Raw genomic sequence first — 20581 nt, 5'->3', positions numbered from 1 at the left:
CGCGCTCATCGCTCGCTCACATCCTCCCGTGGACAGGACGAACACCATACCCCTAGAGGTGAGCGACCGCTTAGTTCTGTGCGCCCGGACAGTGGCCTCGGTCAGGCTGCCGGCTTGAAGGGGTCGTGCTCGGCGAGGATCTTGTCGATGCGGGCCTGGTCGATCCGGCTGACGACCTGGTCGACCTCCTGCCGGTCCCGGATGACCTTGGCCAGCGTGAACGCGGAGGTCGTCAGGTAGAGGACGGCGATGGCGAGGAAGGCTCGGACCCAGCCGCTCGCGTCGAGACGGTAGACCCCGACGGCGGTCGCCCCGAGCGCGAGCGCGAAGGAGGCGACGGCCTGTCCGTAGTAGGCGTTGGTGGTCTGGCGCTTGACGGGTGTCTCAGTCATGGCGACAGCATGGAGCGGACGGCGGCGCACCCCCATCCGCTCCCGTACTCATTCGCGTACTCAGAAGCAGGGTCAGAAGGCCGAGACTCCTGTGAGGGCGCGGCCGATGATGAGTTTCTGGATCTGGCTGGTGCCCTCGTAGAGGGTCATGACGCGGGCGTCGCGCAGGAGCTTGCCGACCGGGTACTCGTCGATGTAGCCGTAACCGCCGAAGACCTGGAGGGCGTTGTTCGCGCAGCGCACGGCGGCTTCGGAGGCGAAGAGCTTGGCCTTGGAGGCGGCGGTCGCGAAGTCCTCGCCGCGGTCGATGAGGTCGGCGACGCGCCAGGTCAGCAGGCGCGCTGCGTCCACGTCGACGGCGATGTCACTGATCAGCTCCTGCACGAGCTGGTACGAGGCGATGGACTTGCCGAACTGCTCGCGCTCGGCCGCGTATCCGACCGCCGCGTCGAGCGCCGCCTGAGCGATGCCGACGCAGCCGGCGGCCACGGACATGCGCCCCTTCGCGAGGGCCGACATCGCGACGGAGAAGCCCTTGCCCTCGGTGCCGAGCATCGCGGAGGCGGGGACGCGGACGTCCTCGAGGACCAGTTCGGCGGTGGCCTGGCCGCGCAGGCCGAGCTTGCCGTGGATGGTGCGGCGGGTCAGGCCGGGGGTGTCGGTGGGGACGAGGAAGGCGGTGACGCCCTTGTGGCCCGGGGCGTCGGTGGAGCGGGCGAAGAGGAGGACCACGTCGGCCCAGGTGCCGTTCGTGATGAACATCTTGGAGCCGTTGATCACGTACTCGTCGCCGTCGCGGACGGCCCGCGTGACGAGGTTGCCCGCGTCGGACCCGGTGCCGGGCTCGGTGAGGCCGAAGCAGCCGAGGGCCTGACCGGACGTCAGCCTCGGGAGCCAGTGGCGCTTCTGCTCCTCGGTGCCGTAGGTCTGGATCGTCTTGGTGACGAGGCCGAGCGAGACGGAGACGATGCCGCGCACGGACGAGTCCCCGCGCCCCAGCTCCTCGGTGACCAGGCAGTAAGCGAGATGGTCGCCGCCCGAGCCGCCGTACTCCTCGTCGATGGTCAGGCCCAGGAAGCCGACGTCGCCGAGCTTCTTCACGATGCCGCGGTCGACCTCTTCGGAGCGGTCCCAGGTGACGACGTTCGGGGTGATCTCGCGCGCCACGAAGTCCTTGGCGAGCTGCCTTACGGCCGCCTGTTCCTCGCTGAGCTCCAGATTCATGGACACACCCCAGGCTTGAGTGAGCGAGCAATAAATTAACACTGCTAGTTTTTGGTGACCGCCCTACTATGTGCCGCATGGCCCGACCGCGCAAGCCCCTCCTGAGCAGAGACCGCATCGTCACGGCGGCGCGCACGCTCGTGGACGCCGAGGGCCTCGCGGCCGTGTCGACCCGGCGGCTCGCGGCCGAACTGGGCGTGAGCGGGCCCTCGCTCTACAATCACTTCCGCACCAAGGACCAGATCCTGGAGGCGGTCGCCGACTCGGTCAGCGCGCGGGTCGACCTGTCGATGTTCGACCCGGGCGACGGCCGCGACTGGCGCACCGCCCTGCACGACTGGGCCGTGTCCTACCGGGCCGCGCTGCGCGAGCACCCGAACCTCATCCCCGTGCTCGCCCAGGGACCGGGCCGCCGGCCCGCCGGACTCCGGCTGGCGGACGCCGTCTTCGGCTCGATGGTCGACGCCGGCTGGCCCCCGGCGCAGGCGACGTCGATCGGCGCGCTCATGCGGTACTTCGTGACGGGCTCCGCGCTCGGCTCCTTCGCCGGGGGCTTCGTCGGCGACGAGACGGCGTACGACCCCGCCGACTATCCGCACCTCGGCCAGGCCCATCTGCTGGCCGACCGTCAGGACGAGATCGACGAGCGCGCCTTCGAGACAGGCCTGCGGGCGCTCCTCGACGGGCTGGCCCAGCAGTACGAGCAGGTCACGGCCGCGCGCTGATCATCGGCTCCGGCCAGATCGCGCCATTCCCCTTCTGGACTCTTGTTCGTGACATCACCGGGTAGCTGTAAAGTGCATCCGTTCTGCTCGGTGACAGGTCCGGAAATACGGGAGCGTGGTAGATGCGGCAGGCTGGGGACGGGCCAACTCCCGGTGGATCACGCCCTACTTGGCTCTCGGACTGCGGACGGTTCGCCGTCCAGGTCCTGCGCGGGCAGGCCCAGGTGGTCTTCCTGCCCAGCACGGCGGCGGGCCTCGTCCTCGCCGTCGCCCTCTTCGCCGCCGGCTGGGAGTACGGGCTCTACGCCCTCGCCGGCACAGCGGTCGGCACGGCCACGTCACGGCTCCTCGGCGCGGACCGTGAGCGCGTCAGCGTCGGCCTCGAAGGGTTCAACGCCTGTCTGACGGCCCTGTGTTTCGCCGTCTTCCTGGGCGCCGGGCACCTGTCGACCGCCCTGCTCGCCGCCGCCGGCTGCGTGGTCGTCACGGTGGTCACCGCGGCCGTCGTCAATCTGCTCGGCGCGTGGAGCCTCCCGTCGCTGACACTCCCCTACTGCCTCCTCGCGAGCGCGACGACCATGGCCGCCCCCGAGTTCGGGCGGATCTGGCACCACGGCCAGGGCCTCGCGGCACTCGTCCCCGCGGCGACCGGCCTGGCCGCGCCCACGTTCACCGACCTGTGGCACGGGTTCTTCAGCGGCTTCGCCGAGGTCTTCTTCATGCCGCAGTGGTACGTCGGTGCCCTGGTGCTCGTGGCACTTCTCGTGGCGAGCCGCACGGCCGCCGCCGTGGCCTGCGTGGGCAGCCTCGTCGGCATCCTCTCCGGGTGGGCGCTCGGCGCGCCCGTCACGCAGATCGCCGACGGGACGATGGGCTACAACGCGATCCTCGTGGCGCTCGCCCTGTGCGGGGTGTTCCTGGAGGCGGGCGCGCGCACTCTCGCGTACGCCGTGGTGGGCGCGTTCACCGCGACCCTCGCGACGTCCGGCGTGGCCGCCGTGGTCGCGCCGGCCGGCGGGCACACGTTCACCTGGCCGTTCGTCCTGACCACGTTCGCCTTCCTGGCGGCGGCGCGGTCCTTCCCCGCGCTGCGTGCGCCGGCCCCGGAGCCCGAAGGCACGGAACCGGCGCCGCCGGGCGCGCTCAGCGTGCTGCCGCCCGCCCCGCAAGCACCTTGACCGCATCTCGGCGGTGAGTCAGCCCGTCCGGCGATTGAGGACGTCTTGGACGGCGGCTAGAACACCACCAGCGCCCTGCCGCCCTTGCCCGCGAGCATGTTGTCGAAGGCCGCCGGGATGCCGTCGAGCGCGATGTGTTCGGTCACGAGGGCGCTCAGGTCGAGGCGTCCCTCACGGACGTGCTCGGCGAGGACCGGGAGGTCCTTCGCCGGGTCGCAGTTGCCGTAGACGCAACCGGCGAGCGTGCGGCCGAAGTGGAAGATCTCCAGGGCGTTGAACGTGACCTGCTGGTCCTTGCCTCCGACACCGACGACCGTGGTGCGGCCGCCGCGCCGGGTCGACTCCCACGCGCTGCGGATGGTCGCGGCGCGGCCCACGCACTCGATCGCGACGTCCACGCCCTGCTTGCCGGTGAGGCCGCGGATCTCGCGTGCGGTGGTCTCGGAGGCGACGACGTAGTCCGTGGCGCCGGACGTGCGCGCCAGTTCCTCCTTCGCCGGGGAGATGTCTACGGCGATGATCTTCGCGGCGCCGGCGATGCGGGCCGCCTGGATCGTGGCGAGGCCGACCCCGCCGACCCCGTACACGGCGACCGTCTCGCCCTCGCGGACCCGCGCCGAGTGGTGCACGGCGCCGTATCCGGTCAGGACGGCGCAGCCGAGGAGGGCCGCGTCGGTGAGGGGGACGCCGTCGGGGGCGGGCAGGACGCAGCCGGCGGCGACGACCGTCTCCTCGGCGAACGCGGCGACGTTCAGGCCGGGGTGGAGGTCGCTGCCGTCGTCGGCGCGCCGGGCGTGGACGGCGCCGACGCCGGTGAGGGCGTTGGCGCACAGCCAGACCTCGCCGAGCGAGCAGGCGTGGCACTTGCCGCACGCGGGCGCCCAGTTGAGGACGACGCCGTCGCCGGGCGCGACATGGGTGACGCCCTCGCCGACGGAGACGACGGTCCCGGCGCCCTCGTGGCCGAGCACGGCGGGCACCGGCACCTGCATCGTGCCGTTGGACAGGGACAGGTCGGAGTGACAGACCCCGGCGGCGGCGAGCCTGACCCGGACCTGGCCGGGCCCCGGCTCGGGCAGCTCGATCTCCGTGATCTCCAGCGGGGAGCCGACGGCGGGCAGTACAGCGGCGCGGACCATGTGGATCTGGACTCCCTTAGAACTGGAGAGACTTGGTCTGGAGGTACTCGGACAGGCCGTGCGAGCCCAGCTCGCGGCCGACGCCCGACTGCTTGTAGCCGCCGAACGGGGCGAGCGGGTTGAAGCGGCCGCCGTTGATGTCGACCTGGCCGGTGTCCATACGGCGCGCGAACGCCACGGCCTCGGCCTCGTCGCCCGCCCAGACCGCGCCCGCGAGGCCGTACACCGTGCCGTTGGCGATGCGCAGGGCGTCCGCCTCGTCCTCGTAGCGGATGACGGAGACGACCGGGCCGAAGATCTCCTCCTGGGCGATGGTCATCTCCGGCGTGACGTCGGCGAAGACGGTGGGGCTGACGAAGTAGCCCTGCTCGCGCGGGGCCTCGGGGCCGCCGGCGACGACCCGGGCGCCCTCGGCGACGCCCTTCTCGATGTAGCCGCGCACGCGCGCGTGCTGCTTGGCGTTGACGAGGGGGCCGATGCGGTCGCCGTACTTGGCGGCGGCCTCGGCGGCGAGCGCGACCGCCTCGTCGTACTGGGAGGTGTGCACGAGCATCCGGGTCCAGGCGCTGCATGTCTGGCCGGAGTTGCCCATGACGTTGGCGATGCCCACGCCGACGGCCTTGGCGAGGTCGGCGCTCGGCAGGATGACGTTGGCCGACTTGCCGCCGAGTTCGAGGGCGACGCGCTTGACGGCGGCGACCGCGGCGCTGCCGATCTGCTTGCCGACGGCAGTGGAGCCGGTGAAGGAGACCAGGTCGACGCCCTCGTGCGCGGCGAGCGCCTGCCCTGCGACGGTGCCGAGGCCGGTGACGAGGTTGAACACACCGGCGGGGATGCCGGCTTCGTGGACGGCCTCGGCGAAGAGCTGGGCGGTGAGCGGGGTGTCCTCGGCGGGCTTGAGGACGACGGTGCAGCCGGCCGCGAGCGCGGGGGCGACCTTGGCGACGTTCTGGTGGAGCGGGTAGTTCCACGGCGTGATCGCGCCGACGACGCCGACCGGCTCGGCGTAGACGGTGGAATTGCCGACCTTCTCCTCGAAGGCGTACGACGCGGCGAGCTCGGCGTAGGAACCGGCCACCAGGATCGGTACACCCGCGTGCACCATCTGCGAGAACGGGAGCGGTGCGCCGAGTTCGGCGGTGACGGTCTCGGCGATCTCGTCCTTGCGGGCGACGAGGACGTCGCGCAGGGCGGCGATCTTCGCGGCGCGCTCGGCGGGCGGGGTCGTGGCCCAGGCGGGGAACGCCTCGCGGGCGGCGGCCACGGCGTCGTCGACGTCCTCGGCGGTGCCCGCCGGGACGTGGGCGATGACCTGCTCGTCGGCGGGGTTGACCACCGCGATCGTGTCGGACCCGGCGGCGGGCCGCCACGCGCCGCCGATGTACATCCCGTCGTGGGCCTTCATCGCTGGTTCCTCCCGGAGTACCACGTTGCCGTTCCTCGTCCGCGGCCCAAACTAGCGCCGTTAGTTTTGGGACGCCAGTAATTCAGCCCCTCCGGCGATTGAGGAGCGGGGTCCGGGGCGGAGCCCCGCTTCGGGAAGGGGCGGGCTGGGGGAAGAAACCCCTCCCCGACGAACAGCCACCGGCTCCTCGAGGTCAGATGATCCCGAAAAGGATCCCGGCGCCGAGGATCACCAGCGCGCTGAGCGCGGCCCACTTGACCGTGAACTTCGTGTGGTCGCCGAACTCGACCTTGGCCATGCCCACGAGGACGAAGACGGCGGGGACGAGCGGGCTCGACATGTGCAGCGGCTGACCGATGAGGGAGGCGCGGGCGATCTCCAGCGAGGAGATGCCGTGCGCCTGGCCGGCCTCGGCGAGCACGGGCAGGATGCCGAAGTAGAAGCCGTCGTTCGACATGAAGTACGTGAACGGGATGGACAGGACGCCGGTGACCAGGGCCATGTGCGGGCCCATCCAGTCCGGGATGCCGCCGACGACCCACTTGGCCATGTGGTCGACCATGCCGGTGCCCTGGAGGACGCCGGTGAAGACGGCGGCGGCGAACACCATGCCGGAGACGTTGAGGACGTTCTCGGCGTGGGCGGCGATACGGGCCTTCTGATCGGGCATGTGCGGGAAGTTCACCGTGAGGGCGAGCGCGGCGCCGAGGATGAACAGGACCGGGATCGGCAGCCACTCCATGATCATCGCGGTCAGCAGGGTGACCGTCATGAGCGCGTTGAACCAGTAGAGCTTGGGGCGCAGGGTGGCGCGCTGCGGGTCGAGCGCGGAGAAGGTCTCGCCTTCGTCGTTCTGGTACAAGGGCGCGTCGGCGCCGGAGCCCGTACCGGCAGCGGAACCGGAACCAGAACCCGAACCGGAGCCTCCGGAAGCCTTCTTACCGGAACCGGAACCGGCACCCGCGCCTGCCCCCACCAGCACCTTCCCGTCCGACGCCTCCGTCACCGTCTCGGTCACCGCGTCAAGCGACAGATAACCGAGCCGCTTGCGCTCGCGGCGGCCGAGGACGTAGGCGAGGGCGAAGACGAAGAGCAGGCCGACGGCGAGCGCCGGGATCATCGGGACGAAGATGTCGCTGGCGTCGAGCTTCAGCGCGGTCGCGGCGCGGGCCGTGGGGCCGCCCCAGGGCAGCGTGTTCATGACGCCGTTGGCGGTCGCGGCGACACCTGTCATCACGATGAGGCTCATCTTGAGGCGCTTGTACAGCGGGTACATCGCCGAGACCGTGATCATGAACGTGGTGGAGCCGTCACCGTCGAGCGAGACGATCGCCGCGAGGACGGCGGTGCCGACGACGATGCGGACCGGGTCGGCCTTGGCGAAGCGGAGGATGGCCCGCACGATCGGGTCGAACAGGCCGACGTCGATCATCACGCCGAAGTAGACGATGGCGAACATCAGCATCGCGGCCGTCGGCGCGAGATCACCGATGCCCGTGACGACGTAGTCGCCGAGCTTGGCTCCCTTGCCCACGAAGACGCAGAAGAGAGCGGGGATGAGCACGAGCGCCGCGATCGGCGACACCTTCTTCATCATGATCAGCACCAGGAAGGTGGCGATCATGACGAATCCGAGGATCGTCAGCATGGGGTTCCTATCGTTCGCCGTCGAACAAGTCGAACTTCGCCGGGGGTGGCGGTCAGCGAGACGTTAGGTGGCCGGAATCAGCCTTAACAAGATGTTGACGTGCGAGCAATAAGCGCAAAACTCCAGGTCACAGGCTTGGGTGTACGTCGACGGGGATTCCGTTGAGCACGGAGTTGCCGGAGAGCGGGTCGAGGAGGGTGCCGTCGAGGAGCTGGTTGACGTTGACTCCGGGGTCCCGGGAGGCGACGGTCAGGCGCGTTCCGGGCCGGTCGTGACCCCAGCCGTGGGGCAGGCTGACGACTCCCGGGCGGACGGCCTCGGTGATCTCCACGGGGGCGGTGACCTCGCCGCCGGCGGACGCGAGCCGGGCGGGCAGTCCGTCGCGCAGGCCGAGGCGCGCGGCGTCGTCGGGGTGGACGTGGAGGGTGCAGCGGTTGGTTCCGCCGGTGAGGGCGGGGACGTTGTGCATCCAGCTGTTGTTGGACCGCAGGTGGCGGCGGCCGACCAGGACGAGGCCGTCGTGCGGCGCTTCCAGGGCGGCGCGCAGGCGCGGCAGGTCGGCGGCGACGGGCGCGGGCAGCAGCTCGACGCGGCCGGTGCGGGTCTTGAGGTTCGCGGGGAGCCGGGGCTTGAGGGGGCCGAGGTCGATGCCGTGCGGGTGGTCGAGGAGCCGGGCGAGGGTGAGCCCGTCGGCGTCCTTGCCGAAGCCGTCGCCGTACGGGCCGAGGCGGAGCATCAGGTCGAGGCGGCGTTCGGGGCCGTTCTCGCCGGTGAGCAGGGCGGCCAGTTCGGCGGGGTCGCGGCCGTGGACGGCGGAGTTCGGGTCCGCGGTGGCCTTGGCGAGGGTGCTGTCGATGACCATGGCGTCGACGGCGGCGGGGTCGGCTCCGTGCATCCCGGTCGCGGCGAGGGCGAGGCGGGCCAGGATCTCGGTCTCGGCCAGGCGGCCTTCGTCGAGAGGGATCGCGGGGCGCGTGTAGCGGACCTGGTTGCGGACGGCGAACGTGTTGAACGCGAAGTCGTGGTGGGCGCTGCGGGAGGGCGGGGGCGGCGGCAGGACGACGTGCGCGTGACGCGAGGTCTCGTTCAGGTACGGGTCGACGCTGACCATGAAGTCGAGTGAGGCGAGCGCGCGGTCGAGGCGGTCGCCGTCGGGGGCGGACAGGACGGGGTTGGCGGCGATCGCGATCACCGCGCGGACGGCGCCGTCGCCCGGGGTGTCGATCTCCTCGGCGAGCGCGGCGAGGGGCAGTTCGCCCTTGGCCTCGGGGTGGCCGCTGACCCTGCTGGTCCAGCGCCCGAGTGCGAAGCCCTTTCCGGGTCCGGCGGGGCGTGGGGCGCGGTCGGTGGCGGCGAGCGGGAAGAGCGCGCCGCCGGGCCGGTCGAGGTTGCCGGTGAGGATGTTCAGGACGTCGACGAGCCAGCTGGTGAGGGTGCCGAAGGTGACGGTGCTGCTGCCGATGCGGCCGTAGACGGCGGCGGTGGGCGCGGCGGCGAGTTCGCGGGCGAGCTGCCGGATGACGTCGGCCTCGATGTCGCAGTGCCCGGCGACGGCTTCGGGGGTGAACTCCCGTACGGCGTCGGCGAGTTCGTCGAGTCCTTCGAGATGGTCCGTCAGGTGGGCGCCCGGGTCGGCCAGCTTCTCGTCGAACAGGACGTGCGCCATGGCGGCGAGGAGGAGCGCGTCGGTGCCGGGCCGGATCGCGAGGTGGCGGTCGGCGAGCTTGGCCGTGCGGGTGGTGCGCGGGTCGACGACGGTGAGGGTGCCGCCGCGGGCGCGCAGGGCCTTGAGCTTGCCGGGGAAGTCCGGGGCGGTGCACAGACTCCCGTTGGATTCAAGGGGGTTGGCGCCGATGAGGAGCAGGTGGTCGGTGCGGTCGAGGTCGGGCACCGGGATGGCGTTCGCGTCACCGAAGAGCAGCCCGCTGGATACGTGCTTGGGCATCTGGTCGACCGTGCTCGCGGTGAACAGGCTGCGGGTGCGGAGGCCGCTCAGGAGCACGGACGGGTAGAGCGCGCCGGCCATGGTGTGCACGTTCGGGTTGCCGAGGACGACGCCGACGGCGTTCGGCCCGTGAGCCTCAATCAGGGGCCGCAGTCCTGCGGCAACGGCGTCGAACGCCGCTTCCCAACTCGCTTCCTCAAGACGGCCGTTCCGGCGGACGAGGGGCCCGGTGAGCCGGTCCGGATCCCCGTCGGCGTCACCGAAGGCCGCGCCCTTGGGGCAGATGAAACCCCGGCTGAACACGTCGTCGCGGTCTCCCCGCGCGCCGGTCACCCGCGTCCCCTCGATGGTGAGCGTCAGCCCGCAGGTGGCTTCGCAGAGCGGGCAGATGCGGAGGGCGGTGCGGGACATGGGTACTCCCCTGGCGGGCGGCGGTGCGCTCGGACACCGCGACAATACCGACCAGTAGGCATGTTGGGCAGACCTTGCCCGGCCGGCGACGGCCGACGCCTCAGTCCAACACCCGCGCCAGATAGGCCCGCAGCAGCTCCCGCGTCTCCGTGATGACGTCCTCGTCGCCCGCCGGGTCGAGCCGGAAGGCGAGCCTCACCAGGGCGTCCGCCGACTCGACGGCGACCAGGAACGTGCGGCGCAGCGCGTCGTCGGGGGTACGGCCCAGATGGCCGCCGAGAAGTTCGGTGAGGCGGTCGACGAGGAGGTTGTTGGGGTCCGCGCCGGGCGCTCCGAGGGGTATCTGGTTGCCGAAGTCGACGAGGGAGAAGCCGGGGGCGGTGCGCTTCATGGTCAGGTACTCGTCGAGCACGGCGTCCATCGCGCCGCGCCAGTCACCTGCGGGGACCGTGGCCATGCGCTTGGTGATGCCCTCCGCGTACTGGGCCAGGTTGCGCTCTGCGAGGGCGGCGACGAGGGCACGTTTGTTGCCGAAGAAGCGGTAGACGGAACCGATGGGCACGCCGGCTCTGCCCGCCACGTCCCGGGTACTGAGCGCTTCGTAGCCGCGCTCGTCGAGAAGCTGGGCGCAGGAGTCGAGTATCCGGCTGAGGCGTTCCGCGCTGCGCTGCTGGACGGGCGCACGGCGCAGGGCGCTTGCCGACTGGTGGCTGAATGAGGGCGTCGGGGTCACGGGATCCATCATGGCCTTTCCTGTACGGGGTGCCGTCGGCGGCTTGCTACCGGGCGGTACTGGGCCGGCGGCTCAGGCGATGAGCAGGCCGAGACCGCCCAGGGTGTACGCGATCATCAGCGCGAACAGCGGGAGCTGGCCCGTGACGGACTTCTCCGGGGGCAGCAGCCGCACGGCGCGGTCGTGCGCGGCGACCACGCCGAGGACATGGCCGGTGACGATCGCGAGGACCTGGAGGGCGGCGAGGCCGCCGGGGCCCAGCGGTGGCTCGGGCGGGACGGGATTGTCGGTACCGGATGCCAGGATGACGGTGCGTGGTCCTTCTGTCACGAGGAGGGTGAAGTAGTGGGCGACGAGATAGCCGAGGGCGATCGGCACGAGTGAGTGGGCGAACGCGGCACCGGAGGGCCGGTGGGTGAAGGCCCGGGTGGCGCCCGCGCACAGCGAGTAGAGGACGGCGACGAAGGCGATGGCGCCGAGCAGCCCGAGCGTGCCGGTGGCGGTGCGGCCGAGGGAGGAGGTCTGCAGGGTGGTGATCCAGGACGGCGAGTCCGAGTAGCCGTCGTAGGCGGTGGAGCCGAGCATCACGCACACGGTGGCGACGAGACCCGGGGCGGGCGGGGTGGCGTCGAGTCCGTGGAAGGGGTTGCGCAGCACGAGGCGTCCGTCGTGGCGGCGGCCTATGGGGGACAGGCGGGCGAAGAGGGTGGAGTACGCCTCGAAGGCGTCGCCCCGGGCGAACCAGTGGGCGCCGAACCATGCGGCGGCGGCGAGTTGGACGGCCGCGTACGTGAGCAGGAAGGTGAGCAGGGCGGTGCGGGAGGCCGGGTCGGGGGAGACGAGTTCGAGCCAGGTGTAGGCGAAGAGGCCGAGCGCGGCGGGCCACATGCCCAGCCACGGCGGAAGCGCGTGCCCGGCGTCGGGGTCACGCCCGAGCGCACGGCAGCCTGCCTCGTGCAGGGTGCGCAGCGGGTTGAGCAGCCGCCAGACGGGCCCGAACAGCAGGGATGCGGGTACCAGGCCTACCCAGAACAGCACATGCACCGCTCCCGGGCCCGGGTTGCGCGCGGGGTCGTCGGGGCCGAACAGGAGATGGGCGAGGACGAAGAGCGCGGCGCCCAGGCCGAGTACGCGCAGCGCCACGCGCGTGATCTGGGCGTCGGCGAAGCGCTGCACCGGGCCGGGCAGCGCAAAGCCGGACCGGTCACCGCGGAACCGGGAGTCGGACCAGAGCAGCCCGAGCGCGAGAAAGGAGACGAACAGGGCGGCGAAGGCACCGGCGTACGCGTAGAAGGGGGAGATGGGCAGGTCGTGCTGGGAGCCGATGCCGTGGGCGAGGGTGTTCCAGGGGGAGGTGCGCGCTGCGAGGGGCGTGCCGGCGAGGGTTGCATTCAGGGCGTCGAGGTGCAACTACCCTCACCGCACCACGAGTTGAGTCAGGACAAGGCCCGATTCGTGGGTCTCCACCTCGAAGAGGCCGGTGCGGTCGAGGGTGAGCGTCAGTGTGCCCGCGCGGCCGGCCGGGAGGGGGACCTCCTTGTCGTAGCCGTGCAGGTGGAGGGTGTCTGCGCGGTCGCTGGTGACCGAGAGGCGGATGCGCTGGCCCTTCTTCAACTCGACGCGCCCCGGCGGGGGTTGGACCTTGTTGCCGTGGACGGTGATGGTGACGGTGCGATCGACCGCGCCGCCTTCCGGGGCGCCGGAGCCGTCGTGCGCATGACCGCCGCGCCCGGACCCGCTCCCCCGCCCCTCCTCCGTCACGTCGGCCGTCGACTCGACCGGCTTGCCGTCGACCGCCCAGGCGGTGTGGTCGTCCGCGTACAGGCGGGCGGTGAGCCGGTGCGTGCCCTTCGGTACGGCCGACGCGGGGAGGTGGTACCACTCGCCGTAGACCCTGGCGATCTTGTGGTCGTCGAGGTACAGGTGTGCGTGGCCGCGCCCCGGCAGCGCTCCCCCGCCGACGCTTTCGGGGGTGAACCGGAAGTCCTGCACGGCGAGTTGGACGTTCCAGCCGTCCATCGAGTCCGGCCGCACCGTCAGCTTGACGGAGGGCGCGCCCGCCGCGTCGACCTGGCGGTAGCGGTGGCCCGACTCGTCCTTGCGGTCGAGCAGCCGCCCGGCAAAGCCGCTCGCTTCCTGGTGGCCGGTGCCCGGCTTGTGGTGCGTGGTCGCCCGGCCACCGCACCCCGCCGTGACCCCGGCGGAGCCGACGAGCAGCAGCGCCACGGCGACCGCCCGCGCGGCCCGCCGCCTCACCGCAGATCCCCCGTTCCCCCTCACGCCGGCACCTCCGTCTCCGCCTCGACCGCAGCCGACGGCGGCTCGGCCGCACCCTGGCGCGAAGCGACCACCACGGCCCACAGCACCCACACCAGGCCGAGCAGCCCGCGGATCCAGGCCGGACCCAGCGGGATCCACGGCACCATCACCACGGCCTTGTCGAACGCGTCGAGGAGCGTGAGCGCGCCGAGGGCCACCGTCACCCAGCCGAACCAGGGCCGTTCCCGCCGCAGCACCACACCCACGCCGACCCATCCCGCACCGGTCAACAGCAGTGCCACAGCGGGCAGATACCCGGACTGCAAGCCGGTCGTCGCGCCCGCCACATCAAGGACAAGCCCCACGAGCCCCGCCGCGCACGCGACCGTCGCCCACCGGTGCGTCCGCAGCCTGCGCCACCACAGCACCCCGCCGACCAGCGTCAGCACGACCGCGACACCGAGCGCGAGCTGCACCTCGATACGTGCGATGCCGGTCGACCCGTACCAGTCGCACCCGGCCGGCAGCCGTCGCGCCTGGACGTTGTAGTCCGCGCAGACCAGCAGCGCGGCCAGCTTCGTCGGCTCACCGGCGAGCCGGTCCGAACCGCCGGAGACGTCGCCGCGATGGGCCCCGCACGTGGGCAGCGCACGTGGTGTGGACGCGCCCGCCGAGTCCTGCCAGCAGTTGCCCCCGCCCTGCCCGTCCCACCACACGTCCGTGGCGTTGGGCCGGGACCTGCCCTGCTTGTCGACGCCCAGCTTGTTCCCGGCGTACCGGTTGTGGTGGGAGGTGTCCGCCTGCTTCGACCAGGCCGACTCGCCCCGGATGAACGCGGGGACGGCGCTCAGGAAGAAGGCGGCGCGCTTCTGCCCGTACACCCAGTTGTTCTCGTAGCGGTTCCAGTTGCCGCCGGCCGTGATGATGCCGGTGCCGGGCGGCATGGAGATCTGCGGGCAGACGACGCCGTCCTCGTAGCCACGGTCGACAGGGTCCTTGGCGCAGGTGCCGTCGGCGACGTAGGGGTAGAAGTTCGCGTTGTTGTCGTGGATGTCGTTGCGCTCGAACCTGGCGTGGTTCTGCGGCAGTCCGGGGTGACCCGGGAAGGCGGAGTCCATGGAGGCGCCGCCCATGTTGTGGTCGAACTCGTTGTCGTGGGCGTAGACGGAGTCGCCGGCGGTGCCGCTGTAGCCGACCATGTTGTGGTGGCTGCGGCAGCCGGTGATCTCGATGGAGTAGCGCGGGACGTCGTAGCCGCGGCCGTTGTTGATGTTCGAGGCGCTGCCCGGGTAGATGCCGGAGTCGCCGTTGCCGTAGGACTCGCAGTTCTTGTAGAGCCCGTGGTCGCTGGCGAAGGTCAGGAAGCCGTACTCGTCGTTCCAACGGGTCAGTACGTCGTCGATGACGAAGCCGTCGCCGGCCAGGACGTACAGCGAGTTGAAGGTGGTGCGCTGGGCGGTGAAGTTCCGGAAGTAGATCCCGTCGCTGCCGTCCGACCGGATCGCGTTGAGCTTGGCGTACTTGGCGTCGATGACCACGTCGAGCCGTGACTGGCCGGTGCCTTCGATCTGCAGGTTCTTCTTGCCGATGATGGCGACGAGGTTCTGGTTGTGCGGGCACGCCTTCTGCTGGGCGTAGGAGAGGATCTGGTAACCCAGCTGGGATTTCCGGGCCTTGAGGTGGGCGCAGGCGCCGGTGGGCCTCGGCAGCGAGGGCTCCTCCTCGTAGAGGCCGGGCAGGACCGCGATGTTCATGCCGGGCCTGTCGACGGCGTCCACGGCCGCCTGGAGATGCCGGAAGCCCTTGTCCTGGCAGCGCGCGAAGAGGTCGAGGTTCTTCTTGCGCAGGCCGTCCGGGAAGCGGGCGATCCGGGCCTCGAAGTCCGCCTTGTCGTCCTTGCAGACCAGCAGGTCGGGCGGGCCGTCACGGTGGACGGGCACGCTGCCCGAACCGTCGGGCAGCTTCACCGGCCGCTCCTCGTGCGCCTGGGCGACGGGGGCTGCGGTGAGCGCCGCGCAGAGCGCGACCAGGACGACAAGGAGCCTTCGGGTCCATGACATGCGCGAGAGAGTAGAGCAATGCTCATGTTTTAGGACCCCCTGCGGCAGGGGTTTTTCGGGGGCGTGCGGAACGGCACCGTTGACGCACCCCTGAAGGAATCCTACGGTGAAGCATAGGATTCCTTCAGGTACCGGGAGCGCCACCATGAACGGCATCGAGCGGGCGAGGAAGACGGCCCAGGAGCTCACGTATCTCACCGGCTTCGGCAACGAACACAGCTCGGAGGCGGTGCCGGGCGCCTTGCCGGACGGCCGCAACTCACCGCAGCGCGCTCCGCTCGGCCTCTACGCGGAGCAGCTGAGCGGCACCGCGTTCACCGAACCCCGGGCGCACAACCGGCGTTCGTGGCTGTACCGGATCCGCCCCTCGGCCGCGCACCCGGCGTTCACGCGCACGGACAACGGCACGTTGCGCACGGCCCCCTTCACCGACTCCGTGCCCGACCCCAACCGGCTCCGCTGGAACCCGCTGCCCGAGCCGACGCCCGGCACGGACTTCCTGGCGGGCCTGTGGACGCTCGGCGGGAACGGCGACGCGAGCCGCCGGGACGGCATGGCGGTGCACCTGTACCACGCCAACTCCCCTATGAACGACCGGGTGTTCAGTGACGCGGACGGTGAGCTGCTGATCGTTCCCGAGCGCGGTGGCCTGCTGCTGCACACCGAGTTCGGGCGGCTGGCCGTGGAGCCCGGTCACATCGCGGTCGTCCCGCGCGGCGTCCGCTTCCGCGTCGACCTCCTCGACGCCACGGTCCGCGGCTATGTGTGCGAGAACTACGGCGCCCCCTTCCGTCTCCCCGACCTGGGCCCGATCGGCGCCAACGGTCTGGCGAACGCACGGGACTTCATGGCTCCCGTCGCCTCGTACGAGGACCGGGAGGGACCGGTGGAGGTGGTCAACAAATTCTGCGGGAACCTCTGGACCGCGACGTACGACCACTCGCCGCTGGATGTCGTCGCCTGGCACGGCAACCATGTGCCGTACGTCTATGACCTGCGGCGTTTCAATGCCGTCGGGTCGATCAGCTACGACCATCCGGACCCGTCGATCTTCACCGTGCTGACGTCGCCGAGCGACACCCCGGGGCTCGCCGGTGTGGACTTCGTCGTGTTCGCGCCGCGCTGGCTGGTCGGCGAGGACACGTTCCGGCCGCCGTACTTCCACCGGAACGTGATGAGCGAGTACATGGGCCTGATCGAGGGCGCGTACGACGCGAAGGCGGAGGGGTTCGTGCCGGGGGGTGGGTCGTTGCACAACATGATGTCGGCGCACGGTCCCGATCGGGAGACGTTCGATCGGGCCAGCTCGGCGGAGCTGCGGCCGCAGAAGGTCGATGACGGGTTGGCGTTCATGTTCGAGACGCGTTGGCCGGTGTCGCTGGCGCGACAGGCTGCGGAGGCGGGGCACTTGCAGCGCGGCTACGACGATGTGTGGCGGGGGCTTGAGCGGCATTTCGACTGCGGGTGAGTGGGGGCTGGTCGCGCAGTTCCCCGCGCCCCTGAAATGCAGGCGCTGCGCGCCGCATTTCTCCGATGAAGGCGCGGGGAACTGCGCGACCAGCCACAACGGCGCCGCACCCGAACCCCGCCCCCAGGGGGCCGCCGTTGCAACGGCGGCCCGCGACAGATACGGATAACCCCGTGACGTCATTCGCCCCGGACTCGATCGTCCTGAACCGCAAGCTCCCGCTCTGGTATCAGGTCTCGCAGTCCCTGCGTGCCTCGATACTCGGGCGCTCCGCCGACGACCCGCTGCGCCTGCCCACCGAGGAGCAGCTCGCGGGCCACTACGGCGTGAGCGTCCTGACCATGCGGCAGGCGCTCAAGGAGCTGGAGGACGAAGGGCTCATCACCCGGCACCGCAGACGCGGCACGTTCATCGACCCGGAAGCCCGCAGGGGTGCACCCGTACGGCTGCTCGGCTCGGTCGACGCCATCGTGGCCCAGCAGTCCGGCATGACCACCGAACTCCTCGGTCACGACACCGTGCCGGTGCCCCCGGAGTTCGCCGAGCACTTCCCGGACGCCGAGACCGTGGCGACGTACCACCGGCTGCGCTGCGACGAGAAGACCGGTGAGCCGACGAACCACGCCCGTAACTACATCCGTCCCGAACTCGCCGACCGCGTCGACCTGAACGACCTGGTGCGCTGGCCGATGACGAAGGTCCTGCGCGACGTCGTCGGCGTCCGCATCAGCCGGATCACCGACACCGTCGAGGCCCGGCTCGCGGACCCGGAGACGGCCCGCCTGCTCCAGGTGCCGCTCCTCAGCCCGATCCTGCACTACACCGGCATCACGTACGACGAGGACGGCCGGGCGCTCGACGTCGCCGTCATCCACTACCGCGGCGACCGGTTCTCCTTCACGGTCACCCTCGACGCGCACTGACCACGTCGTACGATGCCCGGCGTGACGCCCGACAGCCACGTAAGCCTTGTTGACGCGCCGCTGCTGGCGGACCTGATGCCCTGGTCCGTCGCGCCCCTGCGCCTCGGCCGCGCCTGGCCGATGGCGCCGGACCCGGCCTCTCTGAAGGCCCGCTGGACCGCCTTCGTACGGGCCGCAGGTGCGGACCGCGAGGCGCTGCTGGAACCCAGCCGGGCCCGCACCCTGCGCACCGCCGTGGCCCAGCTCCCCGGCCGGGACACGGCCACCGACGATCTGACGCACGCCGAGGGCCCCTGCCCGGAACCCGTCCGCGTCCTGCACGCCCCCTTCGACGAGCAGTGGCTGATCCCCGACCACCGTCTGATCGACATGGCGCGGCCCGAGCTGTGGCGGGTGGCCGACGAGAGCCAGCTGTTCCTGGTCGAGCAGGGGTTCGTGACCGGCGCGGGCGGGCCCGCGGTGCTCGCCTGCGCGATCCTGCCCGAGGGCCGCCCCCTCGCCGGGCGCCCCGGCCGCATCCGCCCGCTCTACCGGCGCCCCGGCGGCCTCGAACCCAATGTGACGCCCGGACTCCTGACGGAACTCTCCGGCCGGTTCGGGCACGAGGTCGGCGCGCGTGACCTGCTCGCCTGGGTCCTCGCGGCGGCGCGGCCCTCGCCCCAGGGGCCCCGCGTCCCGCTTCCGGACGACGCCGACGTGTGGACGTCGGGCACGGCTCTCGGCGAGCGGATTCTGTGGCTGCTCCGGCGCGGGCGTGACGGCGACCGCCCGAAACTCCCCGGTGGGCGCCGCCCGTACGTGCGCGCCCCTCTCCCCGGCTCCCCCACCGATCTGATCCACGACCGCGAGGAAGAGGCTCTGCTCATCTGCGACGGCCGCATCTCCCCCGTCCCCGCCGAGGCCTGGGATTTCCAGGTGAGCGGGGTTCGGGTCATCGAGCAGTGGTTCGCCGGCAGGATCGCGGCCGCCGAGCCGGGCACACTGGCCGCGATCCGCCCCGGCAGCTGGCCGCAGTCCTGGACGTCGGAGCTGCTGGAGATCGTCACCGTACTGACCCTGCTTGCCGAACTCCGTCCGCTCCAGGCCGAGTTGATCACAGCCTCCACCCCGCTCCTCGCGATGGCCGACCTGAAGCGGGCCGGAATCCTGCCGCCCGCACCGGCCACGCGCAGACCGGCCTCCGTCCTCGACCACCACGAGGAGGGCCCCGGCGGCCAGTTCGCCCTCATCTGAGAGCCCGCCGCCGAGGCCATTACGTACCTACTTCTGCGGCGGCAGATCAGGCCCCAGGGACGAGAACTTCTCCTGCGAGATCACCTTCCGGGGCGGCCAGGTGATGTTCTTCGGCGGCCACTTCTGACCGGTCTTGTCCAGGAACCACTGCGGGGGCTCGTACATGGGCGGCTCGTAGCCGTCCGGCAGAGCCGTCTTCCAGCTCAGGCCCTTGGTGCGCTCCGCGAACTCGTCCTTGATCGCCTTGAGCCGGGCCGGCTGCGTGAGCAGGTCCACGGCGGTCGCGGCCAGGTACTTCGCGGCGGCGATGACGGCGGCCTGACCCGGCGCGGCGGCGGCGCACGCGGCGGTGGACCAGGTGTGCATCTTCGTGCCGATAGGGGCGAGAGCGGCGCCCATCGAGACGGTCGGCACGTTCCAGCTGATGTCGGCGACATCGGTCGAACCGCCGCCCATGAACACGGGGTTGGGCGGGTTCAGGTCGCCGATCGTGTCGTGCAGGCCCTTCTGAGGCAGGCCGAGGGACGCCTGGAGCTCCTTGGCGAGCCGGTGCGCGTCGTCACCGAACTCGGGCGGGCCGATCTGCCGCATGTTCTCGTGCAGGAGTTCCGCGAACGACCGGCTCGGGAGCTGGTTCCAGCACGCCGAGGTGATCCGGTGGCTCACCGAGGTCTGCGAGGCCTTGGCGGCGGCCTCGGACACGGCGATCACCTTGTCGAGCAGGACCTGCACGCGCGCGGGGCTGCCCTCACGCACGTAGTACGAGATCTCGGCTATCTCGGGGGTCACGTTCGGGATGTCGCCGCCGTTGTTGATGACCCAGTGCAGGCGGCCGGACGGGGCGAGGTTCTCCTCCCGCAGGAACTCCGACATGGTCGCCATCATCACGGCGGCGTCCAGGGCCGACTTGTTGCCGAGCGGGGTGCCGCCGTGGCCCGCGACGCCGAGGAACGTGAAGGTCAGGGCGGTCATCGCGTTCGTGGTGCCCCAGCCGGTCGCGTTGGCCGTCGAGGGGTGCCAGTCGAGGAACGCGTCGAGCCCGTCGTAGACGCCCTTGCTCACGGCGTACGTCTTGCCGATCAGGGTCTCCTCGGCGGTGGAGCCGAAGAACTTCACGGTGACGGGGAGCTTGTGCTTCTTCGCGGCCTGGGCGACGGCCGCGGCAGCGGCGGCGGCCGCCGTGCCGAGCGCGCTGTGCCCGCAGCCGTGGCCGGGCCCGTAACTGGGCGCGAACGGGTCGTGGACGTACTCGCGCGGATCGTGATGGCCGACGCCCTTGTTCTGCGAGAGCCCGGGCAGCGCGTCGTACTCACCGCTGAACCCGAGGGCCGGGCCGCCCTTGCCGTATGTGTACGTGGCGGTGAAAGCGGTCGGGAATCCGGCCGTGCCGAACTGGACGTCGAAGCCGGCCTTCTCCAGGAAATCGGCCTCGGCGACGGACGACTTCCACTCGCGCAGGGAGAGCTCGGCGTTCTCCCAGATCTCGGCGTTCAGGCCGGTGATGCGGGCCGCGTTGGACGCGATCCAGCTCAGGGCCGCGCCCTTGGCGGGACTGTCCTCGGCGAGCCCTTCGGGAGCGGTGTAGTCGGCCGGGGTGACGTCGGCGGAGGCCGCCATCGCCGGGTCGGCCTCCGCGGTCATGGCGGCGCCGGTGACGCCGGCGGCCCCGAGAAGCTGCATGATCCTGCGTCTGCTCATGGACGGGGCGGAATGCGTCAGGACATCGTGCTCGTGCTGGTCGTGCAGGTCACACACGCGAACCTCCGGGGGTGAAGGTGGGGGGTGTTTCCGTGTACGGGCCAAACGTTCGGGATCAGCCGCAACACTGGCCCCGGAAC

At 71.1% G+C, this 20581-nt stretch carries 16 protein-coding genes; 5 read left to right on the top strand and 11 right to left on the bottom strand.

Annotation, left to right across the window (positions count from 1 at the left end; genetic code table 11):
- Positions 1-101: 101 nt before the first annotated feature.
- The gene (locus tag ABZ893_RS09245; protein ID WP_361399292.1) at positions 102-392 is read right to left on the bottom strand and encodes a YiaA/YiaB family inner membrane protein; all 291 of its coding nucleotides are present in this window, start codon (positions 390-392) and stop codon (positions 102-104) included.
- A 72-nt stretch (positions 393-464) separates the two neighbouring features.
- Positions 465-1616, bottom strand: coding sequence for an acyl-CoA dehydrogenase family protein (locus ABZ893_RS09240; protein ID WP_361399289.1), 1152 nt, complete (start codon positions 1614-1616; stop codon positions 465-467).
- A gap of 77 nt (positions 1617-1693) precedes the next feature.
- Here ABZ893_RS09240 and ABZ893_RS09235 point away from each other — a divergent pair, with 77 nt between their 5' ends.
- Together ABZ893_RS09235 and ABZ893_RS09230 are read left to right on the top strand one after the other, a co-directional pair.
- Entirely contained in the window at positions 1694-2341 is a 648-nt protein-coding gene (locus tag ABZ893_RS09235; RefSeq protein WP_361399286.1) for a TetR/AcrR family transcriptional regulator, read from the top strand.
- Positions 2342-2463: 122 nt separating this feature from the next.
- Complete coding sequence (locus ABZ893_RS09230; RefSeq protein ID WP_361399283.1) at positions 2464-3519, top strand: urea transporter; 1056 nt, start codon at positions 2464-2466, stop codon at positions 3517-3519.
- 56 nt (positions 3520-3575) lie between these two features.
- On the opposite strand, the gene ABZ893_RS09225 is transcribed toward ABZ893_RS09230, so the two are convergent.
- The 8 genes from ABZ893_RS09225 to ABZ893_RS09190 all read right to left on the bottom strand — a co-directional run bounded on the left by ABZ893_RS09225 (position 3576) and on the right by ABZ893_RS09190 (position 15119).
- Positions 3576-4658: a Zn-dependent alcohol dehydrogenase gene (locus ABZ893_RS09225; RefSeq protein ID WP_361399280.1), complete on the bottom strand. Its 1083-nt coding sequence runs from the start codon at positions 4656-4658 to the stop codon at positions 3576-3578.
- Positions 4659-4674: 16 nt separating this feature from the next.
- On the bottom strand, positions 4675-6063 hold the full coding sequence (locus ABZ893_RS09220; protein ID WP_361399277.1) for an aldehyde dehydrogenase family protein: 1389 nt from the start codon (positions 6061-6063) through the stop codon (positions 4675-4677).
- Between the two features lie 193 nt (positions 6064-6256).
- Positions 6257-7711, bottom strand: a complete 1455-nt coding sequence (locus ABZ893_RS09215; RefSeq protein ID WP_361399274.1) for a citrate:proton symporter — start codon at positions 7709-7711, stop codon at positions 6257-6259.
- Between the two features lie 127 nt (positions 7712-7838).
- A complete protein-coding gene (locus ABZ893_RS09210) occupies positions 7839-10067 on the bottom strand; it encodes a molybdopterin oxidoreductase family protein (protein WP_361399271.1) in 2229 nt (742 codons plus the stop codon).
- Between the two features lie 100 nt (positions 10068-10167).
- On the bottom strand, positions 10168-10812 hold the full coding sequence (locus tag ABZ893_RS09205) for a TetR/AcrR family transcriptional regulator (RefSeq protein WP_361399269.1): 645 nt from the start codon (positions 10810-10812) through the stop codon (positions 10168-10170).
- 60 nt (positions 10813-10872) lie between these two features.
- Positions 10873-12195, bottom strand: a complete 1323-nt coding sequence (locus ABZ893_RS09200) for a hypothetical protein (protein WP_361400172.1) — start codon at positions 12193-12195, stop codon at positions 10873-10875.
- A gap of 21 nt (positions 12196-12216) precedes the next feature.
- Positions 12217-13056 (bottom strand): hypothetical protein, encoded by an 840-nt coding sequence (locus tag ABZ893_RS09195; protein ID WP_361399266.1) that lies wholly within the window; start codon positions 13054-13056, stop codon positions 12217-12219.
- Between the two features lie 20 nt (positions 13057-13076).
- Positions 13077-15119, bottom strand: a complete 2043-nt coding sequence (locus tag ABZ893_RS09190) for a right-handed parallel beta-helix repeat-containing protein (protein ID WP_361399263.1) — start codon at positions 15117-15119, stop codon at positions 13077-13079.
- A gap of 145 nt (positions 15120-15264) precedes the next feature.
- On the opposite strand from ABZ893_RS09190, the gene hmgA reads away from it, so the two are divergent.
- From hmgA to ABZ893_RS09175, 3 genes are all read left to right on the top strand, one after another.
- A complete protein-coding gene (gene hmgA, locus ABZ893_RS09185) occupies positions 15265-16587 on the top strand; it encodes a homogentisate 1,2-dioxygenase (protein ID WP_361399261.1) in 1323 nt (440 codons plus the stop codon).
- A gap of 173 nt (positions 16588-16760) precedes the next feature.
- Positions 16761-17510, top strand: coding sequence for a GntR family transcriptional regulator (locus ABZ893_RS09180; protein WP_361399258.1), 750 nt, complete (start codon positions 16761-16763; stop codon positions 17508-17510).
- A 12-nt stretch (positions 17511-17522) separates the two neighbouring features.
- Positions 17523-18743, top strand: a complete 1221-nt coding sequence (locus ABZ893_RS09175; RefSeq protein WP_361399255.1) for a type ISP restriction/modification enzyme — start codon at positions 17523-17525, stop codon at positions 18741-18743.
- A 27-nt stretch (positions 18744-18770) separates the two neighbouring features.
- Here ABZ893_RS09175 and ABZ893_RS09170 read toward each other — a convergent pair whose 3' ends face one another.
- Entirely contained in the window at positions 18771-20441 is a 1671-nt protein-coding gene (locus ABZ893_RS09170; protein WP_361399252.1) for an amidohydrolase, read from the bottom strand.
- Between the last annotated feature and the right edge of the window lie 140 nt (positions 20442-20581).

The organism is Streptomyces sp. NPDC046821, from assembly GCF_040645335.1.
GTDB lineage: Bacteria > Actinomycetota > Actinomycetes > Streptomycetales > Streptomycetaceae > Streptomyces.
Note: the sequence above shows the minus strand (reverse complement) of the source record. Positions and strands in the feature narration are given on the sequence as shown.